At 28.9% G+C, this 20,862-nt stretch carries 19 protein-coding genes; 3 read left to right on the top strand and 16 right to left on the bottom strand.

Going from position 1 to position 20,862, the window contains the following annotated elements; all coding sequences use genetic code 11:
• Nucleotides 1–93 precede the first annotated feature (93 nt).
• The 3 genes from JW646_RS09735 to yabG all read right to left on the bottom strand — a co-directional run bounded on the left by JW646_RS09735 (nt 94) and on the right by yabG (nt 3,024).
• Complete coding sequence (locus JW646_RS09735) at nt 94–1,644, bottom strand: DUF3794 and LysM peptidoglycan-binding domain-containing protein (protein ID WP_074920279.1); 1,551 nt, start codon at nt 1,642–1,644, stop codon at nt 94–96.
• A 90-nt stretch (nt 1,645–1,734) separates the two neighbouring features.
• Complete coding sequence (locus JW646_RS09730) at nt 1,735–2,013, bottom strand: Veg family protein (RefSeq protein WP_074920278.1); 279 nt, start codon at nt 2,011–2,013, stop codon at nt 1,735–1,737.
• 159 nt (nt 2,014–2,172) lie between these two features.
• Nucleotides 2,173–3,024: a sporulation peptidase YabG gene (yabG, locus tag JW646_RS09725; protein ID WP_074920277.1), complete on the bottom strand. Its 852-nt coding sequence runs from the start codon at nt 3,022–3,024 to the stop codon at nt 2,173–2,175.
• Between the two features lie 200 nt (nt 3,025–3,224).
• Between yabG and JW646_RS09720 the strand changes: the two genes are divergently transcribed.
• On the top strand, nt 3,225–3,812 hold the full coding sequence (locus JW646_RS09720) for a DUF1638 domain-containing protein (RefSeq protein ID WP_148558525.1): 588 nt from the start codon (nt 3,225–3,227) through the stop codon (nt 3,810–3,812).
• A 44-nt stretch (nt 3,813–3,856) separates the two neighbouring features.
• Here JW646_RS09720 and JW646_RS09715 read toward each other — a convergent pair whose 3' ends face one another.
• From JW646_RS09715 to JW646_RS09695, 5 genes are all read right to left on the bottom strand, one after another.
• On the bottom strand, nt 3,857–4,333 hold the full coding sequence (locus tag JW646_RS09715; protein WP_148558524.1) for a C40 family peptidase: 477 nt from the start codon (nt 4,331–4,333) through the stop codon (nt 3,857–3,859).
• Between the two features lie 204 nt (nt 4,334–4,537).
• Nucleotides 4,538–5,035 carry an SEC-C metal-binding domain-containing protein gene (locus JW646_RS09710; protein WP_018590141.1) on the bottom strand — a complete coding sequence of 166 codons (498 nt, stop codon included), beginning with the start codon at nt 5,033–5,035 and terminating at the stop codon, nt 4,538–4,540.
• A 45-nt stretch (nt 5,036–5,080) separates the two neighbouring features.
• On the bottom strand, nt 5,081–5,788 hold the full coding sequence (locus tag JW646_RS09705; RefSeq protein WP_228417336.1) for a peptide arginase family protein: 708 nt from the start codon (nt 5,786–5,788) through the stop codon (nt 5,081–5,083).
• Nucleotides 5,789–5,844: 56 nt separating this feature from the next.
• Entirely contained in the window at nt 5,845–6,516 is a 672-nt protein-coding gene (locus tag JW646_RS09700) for an RluA family pseudouridine synthase (protein ID WP_074920274.1), read from the bottom strand.
• A 2-nt stretch (nt 6,517–6,518) separates the two neighbouring features.
• Nucleotides 6,519–7,391, bottom strand: coding sequence for a class I SAM-dependent methyltransferase (locus JW646_RS09695; RefSeq protein WP_074920273.1), 873 nt, complete (start codon nt 7,389–7,391; stop codon nt 6,519–6,521).
• 202 nt (nt 7,392–7,593) lie between these two features.
• On the opposite strand from JW646_RS09695, the gene JW646_RS09690 reads away from it, so the two are divergent.
• Nucleotides 7,594–8,343: a DUF3298 and DUF4163 domain-containing protein gene (locus tag JW646_RS09690; RefSeq protein WP_074920272.1), complete on the top strand. Its 750-nt coding sequence runs from the start codon at nt 7,594–7,596 to the stop codon at nt 8,341–8,343.
• 59 nt (nt 8,344–8,402) lie between these two features.
• Here JW646_RS09690 and carB read toward each other — a convergent pair whose 3' ends face one another.
• The 4 genes from carB to JW646_RS09670 form a co-directional block, all read right to left on the bottom strand.
• A complete protein-coding gene (carB, locus tag JW646_RS09685) occupies nt 8,403–11,609 on the bottom strand; it encodes a carbamoyl-phosphate synthase large subunit (protein ID WP_228417335.1) in 3,207 nt (1,068 codons plus the stop codon).
• Between the two features lie 22 nt (nt 11,610–11,631).
• A complete protein-coding gene (gene carA / locus JW646_RS09680) occupies nt 11,632–12,681 on the bottom strand; it encodes a glutamine-hydrolyzing carbamoyl-phosphate synthase small subunit (protein WP_074920270.1) in 1,050 nt (349 codons plus the stop codon).
• Nucleotides 12,682–12,693: 12 nt separating this feature from the next.
• Nucleotides 12,694–13,410, bottom strand: a complete 717-nt coding sequence (pyrF, locus tag JW646_RS09675; protein WP_228417334.1) for an orotidine-5'-phosphate decarboxylase — start codon at nt 13,408–13,410, stop codon at nt 12,694–12,696.
• A 287-nt stretch (nt 13,411–13,697) separates the two neighbouring features.
• Nucleotides 13,698–14,558 (bottom strand): nitroreductase family protein, encoded by an 861-nt coding sequence (locus JW646_RS09670; protein WP_148558518.1) that lies wholly within the window; start codon nt 14,556–14,558, stop codon nt 13,698–13,700.
• Nucleotides 14,559–14,831: 273 nt separating this feature from the next.
• On the opposite strand from JW646_RS09670, the gene JW646_RS09665 reads away from it, so the two are divergent.
• The gene (locus tag JW646_RS09665; protein WP_228417333.1) at nt 14,832–16,061 is read left to right on the top strand and encodes an aminopeptidase; all 1,230 of its coding nucleotides are present in this window, start codon (nt 14,832–14,834) and stop codon (nt 16,059–16,061) included.
• A 213-nt stretch (nt 16,062–16,274) separates the two neighbouring features.
• Here JW646_RS09665 and JW646_RS09660 read toward each other — a convergent pair whose 3' ends face one another.
• The 4 genes from JW646_RS09660 to JW646_RS09645 form a co-directional block, all read right to left on the bottom strand.
• Complete coding sequence (locus JW646_RS09660) at nt 16,275–18,668, bottom strand: homocysteine S-methyltransferase family protein (protein ID WP_228417332.1); 2,394 nt, start codon at nt 18,666–18,668, stop codon at nt 16,275–16,277.
• Nucleotides 18,658–19,377 (bottom strand): vitamin B12 dependent-methionine synthase activation domain-containing protein, encoded by a 720-nt coding sequence (locus JW646_RS09655; protein ID WP_228417331.1) that lies wholly within the window; start codon nt 19,375–19,377, stop codon nt 18,658–18,660. Before JW646_RS09655 ends, JW646_RS09660 begins: the two co-directional genes overlap by 11 nt.
• Complete coding sequence (locus JW646_RS09650) at nt 19,367–19,822, bottom strand: S-ribosylhomocysteine lyase (RefSeq protein WP_228417330.1); 456 nt, start codon at nt 19,820–19,822, stop codon at nt 19,367–19,369. Before JW646_RS09650 ends, JW646_RS09655 begins: the two co-directional genes overlap by 11 nt.
• Before the next feature lie 157 nt (nt 19,823–19,979).
• Entirely contained in the window at nt 19,980–20,840 is an 861-nt protein-coding gene (locus tag JW646_RS09645; protein ID WP_228417329.1) for an NAD-dependent epimerase/dehydratase family protein, read from the bottom strand.
• Between the last annotated feature and the right edge of the window lie 22 nt (nt 20,841–20,862).

Raw genomic sequence — 20,862 nt, 5'->3', positions numbered from 1 at the left:
AGTATAATGGATTCTCGAATTATAATTATTATACTACAAAAACAAAATAATAGGGGTTTTATCCCCTATTATTTTATTGCTTTTGTTAGTTTACTAATCTATCATTGTAACTTTTTTTTGTAAAATTAAGCATTTTCCTGGCTTAATTGGTTCTTCTACTTTAATTTCATTTACATCTGCTATTTCTTCTTCTGTTGTATTATATTTTTTAGCTATATCCCAAAGATTGTCACCTTCTTTGCAAATATATACTATTATACTAGGGGCTGTTGAAAGGTCATAATCTCCTTGGTCTTCACCTTTTATAATAAAACTTTCTGATTTCTTATCTATAGCTTCTGTGAATCTTTTCACCTTTATTACTAAATCTATCTCGTCTCTATTTAAATCTGCCTCAACTTTATCTATACAAACTGTATTAAATATTGAGCAAGTATCACTTAAATTTTCAATAACTGCATCATTTTCAAAAGGAATTTCTTCTGATAACTTATATATCATTTTCTCCCCTTCAACAGGAACAAATAATATTACAACTTTTATTATTCCTTGAATTATGCTTTTATTTCCTTCTACATAAGCATTCTCTATAGATATTGATGGACACACACTTACTATATCTTTTACTTGCATGTTATCATCATCTATACTTAAAGTATCTCTAACTGTAAATATTTCTGACATAGAACATAATGCTTTGTTTAAATTTATTAGTCTATGATCAAATTTTACAATTTTTTGTGGAGAATATGCATCTTGTAATACTTCTCTAGTTACTTCATCAGTAACTTTTACCTTACAGCATACTGTACATTCTATTTCTAACATGGCTGTATTACTTTCACTATTGTCTTTGAAATTGTAATTAAAATCACCTATACTTAATAAGGTTTCTTCTCTCATTCCGTCAAAAGCTCCTGGAACTTCAATAAATTGTGTAAAATCAATACCTACCTTGTCTAACTCTACAATGTCACCTTCACAAGTGCATGCTAGAGGACTAATTTCTAAAACTCCACCTATTATAACTTTATTGTCTGCTATTCTGCTTTCCTTAACTTTTACCACAGGTGTAATATTTATTATTGCAGCTACCTCTTCTGAGCTTATAGCTATAGTGTCTCTTATTACACTCTCTGTTTTTTCTATACCAATAATATCTTGATATACTATTTCTTTTCTGTGTTTTTGAATGCATTCAACTTGAGAAACATCTTTTACGATATCTAATCTTTGTTTTTCAAATAAACTTCCTTTAATATTCATAAGAGCTCCTACTCTTATCTTTCTTTCATTCAAAATTGTACAATCAACATGTTCTACCTCTGGATATAGCATATACTCCATATCTTGAACTATATTATCTTTCTCTACAACCTCATTTATGTCTATTTTTCCGCAAACATTAGATAAAGTACTTTTATCATCTGCTATATACATAACATTGTAATTAAAGCTTCCTCTACATACAAGTTTTCCATCTGATACATCAATTTTACTCAATGCTATGTACCCTTGAGTATCAACTATTTCATAAACGTCTGATTTAATATCTGGCACTACCGCCTCCGATTCAATAAATGTTTGATACTTCCCAAAGTCAACTCTGCTATCTATTTTGATTATATCCTTAATTAATTCCATATTTGTCCCTCCTAAATATAAATAAACTATCACACTATATTTATATTTAAGAGAGCAAAAAAAAATTACACCTAATTTAATAGGTATAATTTAACTTACGCTTAATTTATCGTCTTCTACTTTACTATCTTTAAAAACTTGTAATTTTACATTTTCTGTTAACAGATCAGAGTAACTATAAGATACTCTTTGATATCCACTTCCGCTTGCTTCTAGCTTCACTATAAAGACACTAGGATAAACATTTTCTAGTATTCCCCTTTTGGTTGTAATCTGTTTTCTTCCCTTATTTGCTTTCAATATTATTTTTTTACCTAGATGTTTTTCCAAATTCAGTCTAATGTTATCTAAAGTTTGAACAGTAGCCATAATATCACCCTCTTTTAGTTTCTATGTTTACATAATATCATAAAAAGAGGTCTTTGTCAAATGTTTTAACTAATTATTTTATATATTTTCAAAGCAATTGTCAATAGTATTTTTAAAGAATACAGTATAATTTTATAAAAATATATTTTTAATATAAAATTATATTAATCTAGGCATTGCCCATCTAAATTTTCCTCTAGTTTCAGAACCCCCTATTCCTTTATATCCTGTTATTGTTTGTTCTATTACTTCTTCTATCGGTACTACCATATCAATTCTTGAGCAAGCAATTTTTTCAACAATAAATACAGGGTCAAGGGCATGTATCATTATTCTTCCTGGAGAACTCGCATAATTTGCACCTGCTCTTATTATTTGCTCATAATTGGATTGACATGCACCTGCAAATATAACTAGACCATCAAAATCAGGTTGCCACTTTCTAGCTTCTCTAACACATTTTATGAAGTTATAAGAATTTCTATAGTTATTTATATCTTTTAAATTTCCCTTTTTAGACGTGATAGCATCATGCCCTGTTATAACCAAAATATCGGGTTTATGCTTTTCTAAAAGCGCTCTTACTTCTTTATGCTGATTTGCTTCTGGTATGGCTACTCCGACAGCTGGTATTCCTAATTCAGTATAAACATCTAAGCATATTTTTAAATATTCTTTGTCTCCGTCTATTTGGAGCACCTTTCCTGGAATACCGTATACATTGCTACTGGATTGCAGTTTAGGAGCTCCTCTATACAAATTTTGTCTTTCCCTTGCATTAACCACTGATCTATATAATAAACTTTGAACATTTTTATCTATCAAAATCCCCCTAGTGTCATTTTCTTCCACCAATTCTAAATCATCCAAGTATGCATCTGCCATTAATCTAAAAGCCACACCTTTTAACATGGCAACTTTTTTATTTTTATCGTCCTTAGAAAATCCTATTATTTTAAATATAATATCTCTATTATAAGATTTTCTAACAACTATATCTCCCTCTTTCATAGTTGTCCTCCTTAACATATGGTTTTAATTTATAGTATGTTTTAGAGGATATTTTGTTCATATGTTGATAAAAAACATATTTTGTTAAATCTAATCAATGTACTAGATTAATATGTTCCCATATATATATAATAATTTCTAATATATAATGTATTTAGGAAAGTATTTTTTGTGCTTATAAAAAAGGGGGCTTCTTACATATGAATATATTTATTTTATCTTGTGGAGTATTTGAACCAGAATTAAATAAAATTTTAGAAGATATAAAAAAAGAAAAGTTATTTAAAGAAGACATTAATGTAAAATATCTACCATTTGGACTTCATACTAACTTGGACAAACTAAAAAGTGTAATTACTAGTAGTTTAGATTGCATACAGTCAGATAAGATAGTTTTGCTTTACGGAAGTAAGTGTCATTATATGTTTCATGAGTTTCTAAAAGGCTATGACAATTTAATTACCTTTAAAGATTCTAATTGTATAGAGTTAATAATTGGAGATGAAATAAAAAACAACCATGACAACTTATATATAACGCCTGGCTGGGTTATTAAATTTGATGAACTAAATAAATTTATAAACGCAGTAGATATTTATGATATTAGACAACAGTATGGACAGTATGATAATGTTATAATTGGTGATACAGGTGTATGTGAATTTACAGATGATATGATATTTGATTTATTTGAAAAAATTCAAGTACCAATAGAAATACAAAAAACAGATATTAATAATTTCAAAAACAAAATAATTGATGCTATAGAAAAAGCTATAAATGGCTGATTTAAATCAGCCATTTATAGCTTTTTAATTTATATATTTAAAACTTATATTACTCTTCTTCCATTTACAAAAGTTTTGTAGTAATGACCACTTGCCATACTTGATATTACAACCTTGCCTTTAGTAGATGATGCATGGATAAATTTTTTGTTACCTATATAGATGCCTGCATGAGATACTCGTCCTTTTCCTGTTGTAGCAAAAAACACCAAATCACCTTTTTTTAATTTTTTTCTACTTACATACTTTCCTTGTTTACTTTGTGTAATCGAAGTTCTTGAGATACTTTTACCTGTAGTCTTCTTTATAACATAGTATGTAAATCCAGAACAATCAAATGTAGATGGACCAGACTTTCCCCAAACATATTTTTTTCCTAATTGTTTTTTTGCAAAACTTACAACTTTCGTTGACTTACTACTTTTTGAAGCTGCATCTATTTGAGTTGGTGTTGCTAACACCGGCATAATCATTGTAACAAGTAATAATAAGGTTATTAATTTTCTTTTAAAATTCTTCATATTATTCTATATAGTATTTAAACTATATTTATTTTCCCCCCTAATCTGATACAATTTAAATTGTAATCTTTTTGTAATAACTACATATATATTGTTACATTTTTGTAACTACCTTGCAATAGTTTTTTTCACATTCTTGATTAATTATAGTTTTTTTGTTTTGTAATAAAAAAAGCTACCTCATTAAAAGGTAGCCTAAATTATTTATTTTCCACAACATTTTTTGTATTTCTTTCCACTTCCACATGGGCATGGATCATTTCTTCCAACTCTATTTTCTTTAACAACAGTTTTAGTTTTTTTGTATGCTTTTTCTATTTCTTTTCTTTTTTCTGCTGATAATATTTCTTCCCAGCCTGGTAAAGTATATAACCATTCAGCTTCTACATTTAACATGTTGAAGTATAATTTTTCGAAATCTACTTTTAAAGATATTTCAGAATCAGCTTCTATTTCTTCTAACACTATATCTTCTTTTAAACTTTCACTTATTCCATCTATGAATCCCATGAAGTATTCAACAGAAGTATCATGAGATGCCGCTAAGTCAGCAACTTTCCCTTCTATAACTTCTATTTTTTTATTTAATAATTCATTGTATATTCCAGCTTCTACTTTTAAGTATTCTTCCCAAAATTTCACTTCCGCTTCTTGAGTTTCAAGATTTTCACTTAAAGCTCTCCATTCAGTTAATAAACTCATATTAATGCTCCTCCTAAATTTAATTTAAAAATCATCCTTATTTAACTATACTATTATATCACAATTAAATAGTTCTTTTAATACCTTTATGGCATAGTCTTGTTCTATAAAATATGGGCTCGTAGCTATAGTTATAACTTTTGCTCCTTGTATTAATTCTTTAATTCTATTTAATCTAAAATCATAAGGTATGTAGTCCATATCTTTCGAAAATATATCTAAATCTATGTCTAGCACATATTCTCCACCAATTTTGGCATCAAAGCCATAAGAACTATCAATTATTGTAACTTGTGAAAAAATTTCTTTCTTCAATGCAGGTTGAATAAAGTTTCCTACGTTTAGTACTTGATTAGTATACATAAATACGTCATTCAAACTGTCTATATTTACATTATAATGATTAGGCTCTCTCATGTCTTTATGTTGATCCACATGAACTAATTTACACCCTTTTGTAAATTCTTTATTTTTTAAACTTTTTATCCAAAAATAAAAGGCATGATTGTGATTGTCAAAAATATATATAGTTTTATCTTCAAATTTATATTTTACCAAGTTTTTAAGACCTGTAGCTTTTATTTCATTATCTTCATCAATTTCATTAAAAACTATATTGTCTCCAATTTGCACATCTTCTAAATCACCTTCAATTAGCTTTGGTACAAAAATTTTTTTATTTTCTCTTTCTTCATAAGAAAAAATATTATTTCCATAAGGTTTATCAATATAAAACCCTTTATATCTTTCCATTGTATCTCCTTATTATTTACACATAATTTCCTTACAATAAAAAAATTTATAATTCATTAGTATGCAAATATATCCCACGGATATTCTTTTGGCACATCGCATACAAATTCCATTTTTTCTTTTGTTGTTGGATGTTGTATTTCTATTTTATAAGACCATAAAGCAATTTGTTGCCCAACTTTATTTAAATGTTGACCGTATCTTTGGTCTCCAAATAAAGGATGTTTTCTACTTGCAAACTGCACTCTTATTTGATGTGGTCTTCCTGTTTGTAAATCTATTTGTATAAGGCTAAATCCTTTTTGAGAATCTAGCGTTTCATATGAAAGTTTAGCATCTTTAGCTTCTTTTGTACTTTTACTAACTACACTAACCATATTAGTTTTTTTATTTTTATACAGATAGTCTACAAGATTATCTGACTTTTTATTCATATTTCCATGTATAACAGCTCTATATGTCTTTTTAAAAGATTTACTCCTTACTTGTTCTGATAGTCTAGAAGCTGCCTTAGAGGTCTTTGCAAATACCATACAACCTCCTACAGGCCTATCTAATCTATGTACAAGACCAACAAACACATTTCCTGGCTTATTATATTTTTCCTTAAGGTACTTCTTTAGAAGATTTACCATGTCATCATCATTAGTATTATCTCCTTGAGATAGTATATTAACAGGCTTTTCTACTACTAATAAATGATTATCTTCATATATAACCTTAACCATTATTATTTACTCTCCCATCTTCCAAATATACCACATGGAAGAACTTTTCCGTCTCTTGATGTTGGTATTCCTATTTCTCCAGCATATATATTTCCACCATTAGCTTTTCTAGCAACTGTAGCATCTAATATATGTTCAAGAATTATTGGAGATAAACCAGTTGTATAAGAGTTTATTAAGAAGAATAAAGGATCATCTGATAATACTTTTGTACATAAATCAACTAAACCATATAATTTCTCTTCTATTTGCCATACTTCTCCCTTTGGTCCTCTTCCATATGAAGGAGGGTCCATTATTATGGCATCGTATTTATTTCCTCTTCTTATTTCTCTTTCAACAAATTTAACGACATCATCCACTATGAATCTTACTTTTCTATCTCCAAGACCTGATGTTTGTAAATTTTCTTTTGCCCAAGTTACCATACCTTTAGATGCATCTACATGACAAACCTCCGCTCCTGCTGCTGCACATGCTACTGTAGCTCCTCCAGTGTAAGCAAATAAGTTAAGTACTTTTATTGGTCTCTTAGCACCTTTTATCATTTCCATTTGCCAATCCCAATTTGCCGCTTGTTCTGGGAATAAACCTGTATGTTTGAATCCAGTAGGACTTATATTAAATTTTAGACCTTTATAATTTACAGTCCATTTTTGTGGGTATTTCTTTTTAGTTTCCCAATGTCCTCCACCTTTTGCACTTCTATGATAATGACCGTGAGGATTTTTCCATAAACCACTTTCATTTCTTATAGGCCACATAACTTGAGGGTCTGGTCTTCTAAGGACTACATCTCCCCAACGTTCTAATTTTTCTCCGTTACCCATATCTATAAGTTCATAATCTTTCCATTTATCTGCTAATAATAACATATGTATCCTCCTAAATATCTTACTAATCCTATGTATTATATCACACTAATTAATTTTATTTTAGGTATTTTAATCAGTTTATATACTTTAATTTGATTTGATAATTCCAATATTTATAGCCTTTTATATCTATCTATTATTATTTAATTTTAATTTGCATATAAATTACTAATGTAAATTATTTGTCTAGGAGGAATTGAATATGAATAACACTCAGGTTAATAATGCGTGTCTTTTTAATACTTTATATATTCAGTATGTAGAAGACATAGGACAAAATGAGTATTTTTATTATAACTTAAAATATCCTGTGATTTATAATGTTAAAAATGGCTATTTTCAAGTTAATGAGGATATTTTAAAAAATCTAAATGAAACAATAAGATCTTCTGTTTATACATTTAAAAATGGAATTTTAGAAGAAGAGCAACAAATTAATACAGAGAACTCAGATGGTAATAAAACAAAAATAAATTATAAAGTTTTTTCTAATTACGATCTCACATTTAACAAAAATCATGTACTTAGCTTAACTTTACATCTAACAGCTATGGATAACGATAATCTACAATATAATGAACTGTACAGCTATAACACGGACTTATTAACAGGAAAGCAAATTTTACTTAAAGATGTTTTTAGACCTGGTGTGGATTATTTGAAACTCGTTTCTGATTTTGTAAATTTTAAAATCAGTCAAAACCCAAGTTATTATTATCCTAATACTGTTGTAGAAATTCCAGAAGCTCAATCTTTTTATTTAACAGATCAGGGTATAGTAATTTACTTTGGTTTAGATGAAGTATCCCCTGCATCAAATGGTATACAAAAGTTTTTAATGGAATTTACAAATTTTGAATCATATATAAATCCTCGCTTCTACTGTAATGCAAAAAATATGAATTATAATAAAAAAAATAGAAGACCACAGCACAATAGAATGTACTATTAGATTAAAACCATTAATAAAAAGACTGATTAATCCACATTAATCAGCCTTTTTGTTGATAACTATTCTGCTATATTATAAACTTTTAATTCATTATTGTTGATATGTTTTTTATTTACCTTAACTAATGCTTTTAGTGTATCTAAAGATGTCATTACATCCACATTGTACTCTGTAGCTGTTCTTCTTATTTTAAATCCATCTCTTGTTGCATCGTTACCTTTTGTAGGAGTGTTGATAACCATATCTACTTGGTTATTCATTATTGCATCTAGTATATTTGGTTTTCCTTCTCCTATTTTGTTTACTGTTATTGCATTTATGTTATTGTTTATTAGCATTTTAGCTGTTCCTTCAGTTGCTAAAAAAGTATACCCTAATTCTTTCATGTCTTTTGCTATTTCCATAAATTCTTCTTTGTCATGATCATTTATAGTGGCAAGAACCATCCCTCTATCATCTGATATAGTCCTTCCTGCTGCCATAAATCCTTTATATAAAGCTTCTTCTAAAGTTTCCCCTACTCCTAAAACTTCTCCTGTAGATTTCATTTCAGGCCCTAGACTTACGTCTACTCTAGCAAGTTTTGACATAGAGAACACTGGAACTTTTACAGATATTAATTCTGGAGTTTTGTATATTCCTGTACCATATCCTAAGTCCTTTAATTTTTCTCCTAACATACATTTTGTAGCTAAGTCAATTATTGGCACTTTACTAACTTTACTGATGTATGGAACTGTTCTACTTGCTCTTGGGTTAACCTCTATTATATATAGTTCTCCTTTGAACTCTATAAACTGGATATTTACCATTCCTAGTACATTGAGTTCTAAGGCTATTTTCTTAGTGTAATCTAATATTTTTTCTTTTATTTGTTCAGATACGTTTTGGCTTGGGTACATTGTTATAGAGTCTCCTGAGTGAACTCCTGCTCTTTCCAAATGTTCCATTATACCTGGTATTAATATATCTTCTCCATCACATATAGCATCTACTTCTATTTCTCTTCCTACTAGATATTTATCTATAAGTACAGGATTTTTGCTATCTCTTTCAAATGCACTTTTTAAATATGATTCTAATTTGCCCTCTTCATAAGTTATTTCCATACCTTGCCCACCAAGTACATATGAAGGTCTAACAAGTACTGGATATCCTATTTCTTTTGCATGATTTATACCCTCTTCAACAGACCATACAGCTATTCCTTTTGGTCTATTTATATCAAGTTTTTCAAGAAGTTCATCAAATTTTTCTCTATCTTCTGCTGCATCTATATCAGCAAAATCAGTTCCTAGTATTGGTATATTTTTTTCGTTTAAAAACTTAGCTAATTTTATAGCTGTTTGTCCTCCGAACTGAAGAATGACACCTTCTGGATTTTCTTTTTCTATTATATTTAGAACTTCTTCTTCTGTTAATGGTTCGAAATATAACTTATCAGATATATCGAAGTCTGTACTTACTGTTTCTGGATTGTTATTTATTATTATTGTCTCTATACCCATGTTTCTTAATGATTTGATACAGTGTACTGAGCAGTAATCAAACTCTATACCTTGACCTATTCTTATTGGTCCTGATCCTAGAACTATTATCTTTTTCTTATCGCTAACTACTACCTCATCATATTGTTCATAAGTTGAGTAGTAATATGGAGATAGTGCATCAAATTCTCCACCACATGTATCAACCATTTTATAGGCTGCATTTATATTGTATAAAGATCTAAGTTCATATACTTTTCCTGGACTTATTTTCATTAAGTCAGCTATACCTTTATCTGAGAATCCTTTTTTCTTTAGTTTTTTCAAATAGTCTTTGTTTAAATCTTCTATTCTCATATTTTTAAGTTTGTCTTCTTGTTCAACTATCCATTTAAATCTGTATAAGAACCACTTGTCCACACCAGTTATTTTTTCTATCATATCTAAGCTGTAGCCTCTTCTAATCATTTCACATAGATCAAATAATCTTTCATCATCTGGCATTACAACTCTTTCTTTTAACTCTTCTATTGTTCTTTCTTGAGATGGTTTATGGATTAATGAATATTTCCCTATTTCAAGAGATCTTATTCCTTTTAGTAAAGCAGCCTCAAAGTTACTTCCTATACTCATTATTTCTCCTGTAGCCATCATTTTAGTTCCTAATACTCTGTTAGCTTGTTTGAATTTATCAAATGGCCACTTTGGTATTTTTACTACAACATAGTCTAATGTTGGCTCAAAACAAGCTTTAGTTTTTTTAGTTACTGCATTTTCTATTTCATCTAATGTATATCCAAGGGCTATTTTAGCTGCAACTTTTGCTATTGGATAACCAGTAGCTTTAGATGCAAGTGCTGATGATCTACTAACACGAGGATTTATTTCTATTATTGCATATTCTAATCTATCTGGGTGAAGAGCTATTTGTACGTTACATCCACCTTGCACTTCTATAGCATTTATTATGTCTATAGAAGCCGTTCTAAGCAATTGATACTCCACATCACTTAAAGTTTGACTTGGTGCCACAACTATACTATCTCCCGTATGAACTCCAACTGGATCAACATTTTCCATGTTACATACAGTTATACAGTTACCTTTACTATCTCTCATTACTTCGTATTCTATTTCTTTCCATCCTTTTATACTTTTTTCTAAAAGAACTTGAGTTACTGGACTTAATTGCAAACCGTGGTTTAATATTTCTGTTAATTCTTCTCTGTTATCAGCTATACCACCACCAGTTCCTCCTAGTGTGTAAGCTGGTCTAACTATTACTGGATATCCTATTTTATCTGCATATATAAGACCATCTTCTAAGTTGGTAACTATATCACTTTCTATTACTGGTTGGTTGATTTCTCTCATTGTTTCTCTAAAAGTATCTCTGTCTTCACCTTTTTTGATTGACTCTATGGATGTTCCGATTACTTTTACATTGTATTTATCTAATATACCAGCATCACTTAATTCAACAGCCAAGTTTAGTCCTGTTTGACCACCCATACCTGCAAGTAAGCTGTCTGGTCTTTCTTTTTCTATTACTTTTTCTATGGCTTCTATTGTTAATGGCTCTATATATATTTTATCTGCAACTTCTTTGTCCGTCATGATAGTTGCTGGGTTACTATTTATAAGTACAACTTCTATTCCTTCTTCTTTTAAAGCTCCACAAGCTTGAGTTCCTGAATAGTCAAACTCAGCTGCTTGACCTATAATTATAGGTCCTGAACCTAATACTAATGTTTTTTTAATACTATCTATTTTAGGCATAATTTTTTCTCCCTCTAAACAATTATAATAATTCTAAAAATTTATCAAATACATATGTGCTGTCTTTTGGTCCTGGACAAGCTTCTGGATGATATTGAACACTATATACTGGCAACTCTTTATGTCTCATTCCTTCTACTGTATTATCATTTAAATTGATTTGAGTAACGTTCATGCACTCTGGCACTTCACTTACATAATATCCGTGGTTTTGAGCAGTTATAAATACTCTATCTTCTTCTAAATCTTTTACTGGATGATTTCCACCTCTATGACCAAATTTAAGTTTTGAAGTTTTTCCTCCGAATACTTTTCCTAAAATTTGATGTCCTAAGCAAATTCCTACAACAGGTTTTTTTCCTATCATTTGTTTTGCATTATTTACTATTTCTTCTAAGTCATCTGGATCTCCAGGTCCATTTGATAAGAATATTAAATCTGGGTTTGTAGCTAATACTTCTTCTGCTGAAGTTAAAGCCGGGAATATAGTTATGTCGCATCCTCTCTGTGCAAAATTATCTATTATATTTTGTTTTACACCGTAGTCCATTATTGCAACTTTAGGTCCATTTCCTTTTACATATTCTACTTGATTTCTAGAAACCGTCATAACAGCAGATCTATTATCGAAAGATTCTAGTTTATGTTTTACATTATCTAATTCAGAGTTTCTATCTATAGTTATGATACCTTTCATAGTACCGTTATTTCTTAATATTTTTGTCAAAGCTCTTGTGTCTATTCCTTCAAGTCCTATTATTTTGTTTTGCTTAAGATATACATCTAAGCTCATTTCGCATCTAAAGTTATTTGGTGCATCACTTTTTTCTCTTACTATAAATCCTTTTACTGCTACCATCTTAGATTGTACATCTTCTAAGTTTATTCCATAATTACCTATTAAAGGGTAAGTCATTGTTACTATTTGTCCGTAGTAAGAAGGATCTGTTAAAACTTCTCCGTAGCCTGTCATTGAAGTATTAAACACAACTTCCCCAACAGAATCCTCTAAATAACCAAAGGCTTTTCCTTCAAAAATCGTTCCATCTTCTAAAATTAATTTTGCTTTCATATCTCTTGCCTCCTAAGCATTTTCTATTTCTTTTGCAATATCAATCGCTGATTGTTTTGGATTTTCACTTTGAGTTATAGGTCTCCCAACAACTAAATATTGAGCACCATTTTTTATAGCCTGAGCTGGTGTTACTACTCTCTTTTGATCTCCTGCACTAGACGCAGCTGGCCTTATTCCAGGACATATAGTTACAAATTCTTTGCCACACACTTTTACTATTTTGTCTACTTCTTTAGCAGAACATACTACTCCATCTATTCCTGATTCTTTTGCAAGTTTTGCTCTCTTTATAGCTAATTCTTCTGTTGTCATATTGCATCCTATATCTTGTAAATCTTCGTTGCTTAATGATGTTAAAACTGTGACTCCTACAATTATAGGTTTTTCTATGTTTAATCTTTTCGCTTCTTCATTTGCTACTAATGCACATTGTCTCATTCCTTCTAAATCAGAAACGTGAATTGTCATTAACCAAACATTATCTCTTACAGCAGCTCTAACTGCACTTTTCATTGTGTTAGGTATATCATGGAATTTAAGGTCTAAGAATATTTTTTTCCCTTTCTCCTTAAGATAATCTACTGTTTTTCCCTTAGTAGCAACATATTGCTCTAATCCTACTTTGAATATGTCTACACTGTCTTCTAGCTGGTCTATTAGTTCCTTAGCTTTATTAAAATCATCTGTGTCAATAGCGACAATTAATTTGTCTTTTCCATTTATCATTTTTCTTCACTCCCTCTTAATAAAGCCCATTAAAAAAATCCCTACACCAAAAGAGGTATAAGGATTCTGTATGCATAATCTAAACAATATAATCAGTATTAGTTATGTGTTATCTTTATCAGCCTCTCTGGACTATTTTAAAAGACTTTATTATATTTTTTGTTTTACTAAAATTTATTTAATAAATAAATCAAATAATTGTACAAGCCTCTCTGGACTGTTATACAAATTATTTTATTTTTATTAATGTTAAGTTTATATAATTATCACATTTATTCTATTTTGTGTCAACTGTTCTTTTCAGAAGAATTTAAATTTTGTTCTTGGTTTTTATCTATAATACTTATATAATACTCTTTTTTTCTTCTACCTTTTATACTTCTTTTAAGGTATTCTACTTCTAACTGCCTTTCTTTGCAACATATATCAAAATGTCTTAACGCAATTCCCATACTGATTTTATTTTCATCATCAATATTTAGTTTTTGTTTTTGAGTGCATTCATATAAGTCAAATCCGTCATCTTTTATCTTAAATTCCCAAGGTTGCTTATTCATGATAGAAGGTGATACCCTTACTCCCTCTAAGACCTCTTTCCATTTTGGATCAAAATCTTTACAAATTTCCTTTATTTTTTTCCTATCATAACTTTTTTTACTTTTTCTAAATAAACTTTCATATTCATCTGGATAGCCTATAGCTAATAAGGAAACTGGATATTCGACTTCATTTTCATCTATAACCATGTCTTCATCTTCATCATACTCACTATCTACTTCATCTAATTGTACAAATTCTTTTACATCTTCTCTTTTTAATTGGCATTTTAACCAACTAGTTCCCACTCCTAAACAAGTTAATTCTAAAATCAACTTTTCCATGGCAAAACCTACATTTTGTAGATAATCTTCACCTTTATTCGAAGTTATAAGTATATAATGAGGAGCCCTTACCCCTGATTCTTTACCTATTAAAAAATGTATTAAGTGTCCTCTCTCAATTAAATGGGCTTTAATATTTAAATCGTTATTTAGATAAGTTATATTTCCACATAAGTTTTTTATTTCTTTTAATAGTGGTTTTTTTATTGTTTTGCTTGAATAACTTTTTATAGTTTTTCTATAAAAAATAGCATCATATAACTCCATCTATAACCTCCTAACCGAAATGTATTCCCATCCTCTATCACAAATATATTTAATTTAGATGTTATCTATTTCTTAATTTATTATCACTACTTTATTATAAGATTTTTATACTATTTTTAAAATATAATATTTTGATTTTTGCACAATTTTTTAATATTTATTTTATAAAAGCTCCACAACAATAAGTTTGTGCATGATTATTCTTAATATGATTAAAACTATATATAATGTTATAATATGATTATTACTATATTTTATATTTGGAGGATTAAAATGGATTTTAATACAAATTTAGAAAAATATGCTGAATTGGCAATTAAGGTTGGTGTAAATATTCAACCAAACCAAACTCTGCTTATTAGAACTCCAATTGAGTGTGCAGATTTTGTTAGACTTGCAGTTAAGTGCGCTTACAAAAATGGTGCTAAAAATGTATTTGTAGAGTGGTCAGACGAAGAATGCTCTTTATCAAGATACTTATATGCACCAGATGAAGTATTCAATGAGTTTCCTAGATGGGTGTCAGATCAATACGTTGATATCGCTAAAGAGGGAGGAGCTTTTTTAAGTATTCATGCTGCAAATCCTGATTTACTTAAAGATGTAGACCCTGAAAGAATAGCAAACTATCAAAAAGCTTCTGGAATAGCATTAAAAGAATGGAGATCTTATACATTAACTGACAAGTGCAAGTGGAGTATAGTTTCTGTTCCGACTAAAGCTTGGGCTCATAAAATCTTCCCAGACATATCAGAGCAAGAAGCTATTGATAAACTTTGGGACTTAATATTCAAATGTACAAGAGTTGATAACGAAGACCCTGTTGCTGCTTGGAATCAACATAACAAAAACTTAAAAGAAAAAACTGATTTCTTAAATGAAAAGAACTTTAAAACATTAAAATATAAATCAGCTAAAACAGATTTAACTATTGGCTTACCAGAAAATCATACTTGGGAAAGTGGTGCTTCTGTAGACCCTACTGGTGTTAATTTTAATCCAAATATGCCAACAGAAGAAATTTTCACCCTTCCTCATAAATATGAAGTTAACGGTGTTGTACATAGTTCTAAACCTTTAGTTTATGGTGGAAATGTTATAGATGATTTTTCTTTAACACTTAAAGATGGAAAGATTATAGAATGTTCTGCTACTAAGGGAGAAGAAACATTAAAGAATCTTATTGCAACAGACGAAGGTTCTCACTACCTAGGTGAAGTTGCTTTAGTTCCTTATTCATCACCTATATCAGATACTAACGTAGTATTTTATAACACATTATATGATGAAAATGCATCTTGTCATTTAGCTCTTGGTTCAGCTTATGCTACTTGTATAAAGGGTGGTGCTGATTTACCAAAAGAAGAGTACGACAAATATGGTATAAATGATAGTTTAACTCATGTTGATTTTATGATTGGTTCTGCTGACCTAGATATAATTGGAGAAACTCATGATGGCCAAACTATACAAATTTTTAAAAATGGAAATTGGGCTTTTTAATTATACTTTAATTTAAAACAAACAAAAAGAGGCTATAAAATAGCCTCTTTTTATGTTGACGAGAAATTTTTAATTTTGTTTAATCTAAAATAGATTAATTATTATTTAATATTAACATATTAACACAATTTATAATATATATTTTGCTTATTTTAAGTATATAAAATTATAAACTGCATTTATATTTTAACATATTATTATATTTTTTTTCAATTATATTTTGCTGTTAAAATTTATTTTAGCAATCTCTACTGCAGATTTTGCATCTTTAGAGTAATAATCCGCATTTATCTTTTGTGCATATTCTTCAGTAACTACTGCACCTCCTACGAATACTTTTGCATTAATTTGATTTTCTTTTAATGCTGATATTGTTTTTTTCATATTTTCTACAGTAGTAGTCATCAAAGCACTAAGCCCTATAAGTTCAATCTTTTCCTCTTTGGCTCTTTTTACAACCTCTTCTATAGAAACATCTTTTCCTAAGTCAATAACTTCATAACCATAGTTCTCAAGCATTATTTTAACTATATTCTTTCCTATGTCATGAATATCTCCTTGAACAGTAGCAACTATTATTTTTCCTTTTGAAGATATATTATTACTTTTGCTCAATCTCTCTTTTATAATATTTAAAGCAACTTTTACCGTTTCTGCTGATTGTATCATCTGTGGTAAAAATAACTCTCCTTTATCATACTTAGCTCCTACAACATCTAATGCTGGAATTAACACTTGGTCTAAAACATAATGTTCATCTTTTGAGTTTAAAATTTTCAGAGTCAAATCCTTTGCTTCTTCTTTTAAACCTCTTTCTATAGCATCTTCTAAAGTTAAATCATCATGTTTTTTATTTTCTTTGTGTTTACTCTCTTTAGAAACATCTCTAAATTTTTCAATATATTGTAAACAACCTTTATCTATATTGTTTATTACTTTATAAGCATATACAGATTCCACCATTACTTTATCTTCTGTATTTATTATAGGTAAATCCAACCCTGACCCTAATGCTAAATTTAAATAAGTGTTATTTAATCCCTGTCTATTAGGTATACCAAAAGAAATATTTGAAACACCTAGTATTGTCTTGCAACCTAGCTTCTCTTTTACCATCTTTATTGCTTTAATTGTTTCCATTGCTTCATCTTGTTGAGCAGATACCGTAAGAGAAAGACAATCTATAAAAATATCTTTTCTTTTTATTCCATATTGCTCCGCTCTTTCAACTATTTTTTTAGCCACATTAAATCTACCTTCTGCTGTACTTGGTATTCCATTTTCGTCTAAAGTTAATCCTACTACACAGGCTCCATATTTTTTTACAAGAGGTAATATAGCTTCTAGAGACTTTTCTTTACCATTAACAGAGTTAACTATTGTTCTTCCGTTGTAATATCTAAGACCTGCTTCTAAAGCTTCTATATTTGATGAATCTATTTGTAAAGGAGTATCTACAACTTCCTGTATACCTTTTACTACTCTTTTCATAGCTTTTTTTTCATCTAACTCTGGCACTCCAACATTAACATTTAGTATTTCTGATCCTTCTTTACTTTGTTCTAGGGCTAAATTTATTACATAATCATTATTTCCACTAGTATATGCATCTATTAGGTGCTGCCTTCCTGTTGGATTTAATCTTTCTCCAACTATAGTTGGTCCTTGTACATCTACATATTTTACAGCAGAACATACGATTGTAGATTCTTTTATTTTGGGCTCTTTCTTTTGTAACTTATCTATGTTATCACAAATTTCCTTAATAAAAGTTTCATTAGTTCCACAGCATCCGCCTATAATAGATACTCCTAAATCAACAAATTCTTTTACTCCTTGGAAAAATTCTTTTGCAGTCATTTTATATACAGTTTGATTATTTTCAATTACAGGTAAACCTGCATTAGCTTGAACAATTACAGGAACATTTGCTAACTCTGTAATTATTTTTACTATTGGCAAAAGCTGTTTAGGCCCAAGAGAACAGTTTACACCAAGTGCATCTACTCCTAGTCCTTCTATAGTAGCAACCATAGCCTCTGGTAAGCATCCTGTGAAACTTCTTCCATTTTCATCAAATGTCATAGTACATATAACAGGTAAATTTGTATTCTCTTTTGCTGCAAGCACTGCAACCTTTGCCTCATAAAGGTCCATCATTGTTTCTATTATAATTAAATCTGCACCACTTTTTTCTCCTTGCACAGCTTGTCTTTTAAATATTTCATAAGCTCTATCAAAAGATAAAGTTCCCATAGGTTCTAGCATTTCTCCTATTGGTCCAATATCTAGCGCCACAAATCTAGGCTTACTTTTATCACTTTCACCTATTGCTTTTTTCCCTATTGTAATGGCATTATCAATTATTTCTTCTACTGTATATCCTAATTTAGTAACTTTTAATTCATTGCATCCAAATGTATTTGTAGTTAATACATTACAACCAGCTTCTAAATATTTTTTATGTATTTTTAATAGTTTATCAGGATTTTTCAGTCCAAATATTTCTGGATTATCTCCAATAGGAAGGCCTTCTCTTTGAAGCATTGTCCCCATTGCACCATCAAATATTAGCAAATTATCTTTTAAATATTCTTTAATTTTCACAACTATTGCCCTCCTTTTTATAATCACAATTATGTCTATTACTACAATTCTCACAAGATTTTTTAGTATTAGTAACTCCTTTGTAAGAAACTCCAATTAAAGCTACTACCGATTTTCTTGGAATCATTATTCCACTATTTGTTACAGTTAGTCCTATTTCTCTTTGACTATTTAGTAAATTATTAATATCAACATTTTTTTCTATGGGTAAGTCTCCATATCCAGGACTATATCTATAAGTTATATATTTATCTTCTTTTAATAATTTTTTTGCTATATTATCTTGAACTATATCACAAACTTCTTCTATAGCTGTTGTTGCACAAGCATCTATAATTATTCCTTTTGTTAAGTCTGTATAGGTTAATTTTCTAATTTCTCTTTCTATTTCTAACCCTAAAGTAGCACTCATTAATATACATTCATCACACTCTAACAATAAATTATATATGTCATCACTTTTTAAGGTCAGATTAGACCCTTCTAAATATACTTCTCTCTTTGAGTCATATATTTGTGATTTTTTTATTTTATATTCTCTAAATATAAATCTTGGATTTATAATTTCTCTTGTTTTCTTAATGCACTGTTTAATCTTATCTAATAAATTATCATCTATGTCTTGATTTTTATATTGTAAATATCTTAAAACTTCCCTCTCATCTATTTCAATTAAGTTTTTAATATTATCTATCATATTATTTTCCATAAATGTTCAAAGAGAACTCTTCTTCTAATGCTTTTTTTGCATACTCTTGTGCTCCAAATAGAGATAAATCTCTATAATTTCCACATTCTATTTGAGATGCTGCTATCATCTCATTGCAGTCTATTACCTTTTGTAAAGCCTTTTCTATCCCTAATTTCACTAAACTAGGATCTACATCACCCCACATTATTAAATAAAAGCCTGTTCTACAACCCATTGGTGATAAATCTATTATGTCCTCTAATTCTTCTCTCAAATATGTAGCTAATAAATGTTCTAAACCATGTATAGCCGCTGTTCCAAAAGCTTCTATATTAGGTTGTAAAAATCTCAAATCAAATTTACTAACCTTATCTCCCATTTTTCCTTCTAAAACACAACATTTTCTTACATAAGGTGCTTTTACTTTATTATGATCTAACTTAAAACTTTCTACTTTTTCCATATTTTAAACTCCTTATATCAAATTGTTAATATATTATCCTAAAATAACGTTAATATTATTATAGTATTATTTTTTACTTTTTTCACAAATATTTCTAATTTTTAGACAAAAAAACCTTTACCATTTTCACATGGTAAAGGCTAGTAATTTCTTTATCTTATCCTATTTGTAATACTTTTTCTATTTTATTTTTTATGCTTATCTTCTCTTGGTAAGTTTGCTTATACCAACTGTATAAAATTTCTATTCCATTATTTAATAATACATTTGGAATATATAATCCATGTTGTATTATTTTATCTATATCTAAATAATTTCCTCCAAATATTTCTTTTATCTCTGTATCAACAATATTTGAATCAGTATACTTAATATTAGCTTCTCTTCCTATAATTTCACTACTTATTTTTATATATTCTTCCAATGATATTACCTGAGGATTTGTAACATTATATATTTGTCTAACATAATTAGTTTTTAATAAACTAAATAATACCTTTACAAAATCATCTATATAAATAAATTGACCTTTTAAATTATTATTTTTAGGGATTACTATTTCAATTGATTTTTCTATTTTATGAAAAAAATATGATTCTTTAGATATCTTGCTTTTATCACCATATATATGAGATGGTCTAATTATAATATAAGGAATTGATGTGTTTTGAATAAACTTTTCAATATTCAATTCTTCCTCTTTAATATGATTTTCCTGAGATGATATTACTATATATTTTTTTAACGATTCATTGTTTAAATTACCAATAAGTATTTCTGCTTCTTCTTTATTTTTTATACTTATATCATAAACATAGTCATACTTCTTATCTTTTAAAATGTCTTTTACTTCATGCACATTGTTCCTGTCGCAAATTAAATGCTTGTTTATTCCATTAAAGTTAATATTTTTAATGTCTTTTGCCATTATGTCCACCTTATATTTACTTTTAATTAAGTACTTGGCTAGTGATGAACTAATAAAATCACTACCTCCCATAATTAAAATCGAACACATTTATAATACATCCTCCTTTTAT

This window comes from Terrisporobacter hibernicus, assembly GCF_020809405.1.
Classification (GTDB): domain Bacteria; phylum Bacillota; class Clostridia; order Peptostreptococcales; family Peptostreptococcaceae; genus Terrisporobacter; species Terrisporobacter petrolearius.
Note: the sequence above shows the minus strand (reverse complement) of the source record. Positions and strands in the feature narration are given on the sequence as shown.

Coding starts and splice junctions, on each gene's coding strand:
- JW646_RS09710 (WP_018590141.1), bottom strand. CDS start 5,035: ATGAGTTTATTAACTGAATGGAGAGCTTTAAGTGAAAATCTTGAAACT.
- JW646_RS09670 (WP_148558518.1), bottom strand. CDS start 14,558: ATGGAGTTATATGATGCTATTTTTTATAGAAAAACTATAAAAAGTTAT.
- JW646_RS09665 (WP_228417333.1), top strand. CDS start 14,832: ATGGATTTTAATACAAATTTAGAAAAATATGCTGAATTGGCAATTAAG.
- JW646_RS09700 (WP_074920274.1), bottom strand. CDS start 6,516: ATGGTTAAGGTTATATATGAAGATAATCATTTATTAGTAGTAGAAAAG.
- carA (WP_074920270.1), bottom strand. CDS start 12,681: ATGAAAGCAAAATTAATTTTAGAAGATGGAACGATTTTTGAAGGAAAA.
- JW646_RS09650 (WP_228417330.1), bottom strand. CDS start 19,822: ATGGAAAAAGTAGAAAGTTTTAAGTTAGATCATAATAAAGTAAAAGCA.
- pyrF (WP_228417334.1), bottom strand. CDS start 13,410: ATGATAAATGGAAAAGACAAATTAATTGTCGCTATTGACACAGATGAT.
- JW646_RS09705 (WP_228417336.1), bottom strand. CDS start 5,788: ATGGAAAGATATAAAGGGTTTTATATTGATAAACCTTATGGAAATAAT.
- JW646_RS09730 (WP_074920278.1), bottom strand. CDS start 2,013: ATGGCTACTGTTCAAACTTTAGATAACATTAGACTGAATTTGGAAAAA.
- carB (WP_228417335.1), bottom strand. CDS start 11,609: ATGCCTAAAATAGATAGTATTAAAAAAACATTAGTATTAGGTTCAGGA.
- JW646_RS09655 (WP_228417331.1), bottom strand. CDS start 19,377: ATGGAAAATAATATGATAGATAATATTAAAAACTTAATTGAAATAGAT.
- JW646_RS09735 (WP_074920279.1), bottom strand. CDS start 1,644: ATGGAATTAATTAAGGATATAATCAAAATAGATAGCAGAGTTGACTTT.
- JW646_RS09695 (WP_074920273.1), bottom strand. CDS start 7,391: ATGTTATTATTAGCAGATAAATGGAAAGATTATGAACTTATAGATATG.
- JW646_RS09715 (WP_148558524.1), bottom strand. CDS start 4,333: ATGAAGAATTTTAAAAGAAAATTAATAACCTTATTATTACTTGTTACA.
- JW646_RS09645 (WP_228417329.1), bottom strand. CDS start 20,840: ATGTGTTCGATTTTAATTATGGGAGGTAGTGATTTTATTAGTTCATCA.
- JW646_RS09720 (WP_148558525.1), top strand. CDS start 3,225: ATGAATATATTTATTTTATCTTGTGGAGTATTTGAACCAGAATTAAAT.
- JW646_RS09690 (WP_074920272.1), top strand. CDS start 7,594: ATGAATAACACTCAGGTTAATAATGCGTGTCTTTTTAATACTTTATAT.
- yabG (WP_074920277.1), bottom strand. CDS start 3,024: ATGAAAGAGGGAGATATAGTTGTTAGAAAATCTTATAATAGAGATATT.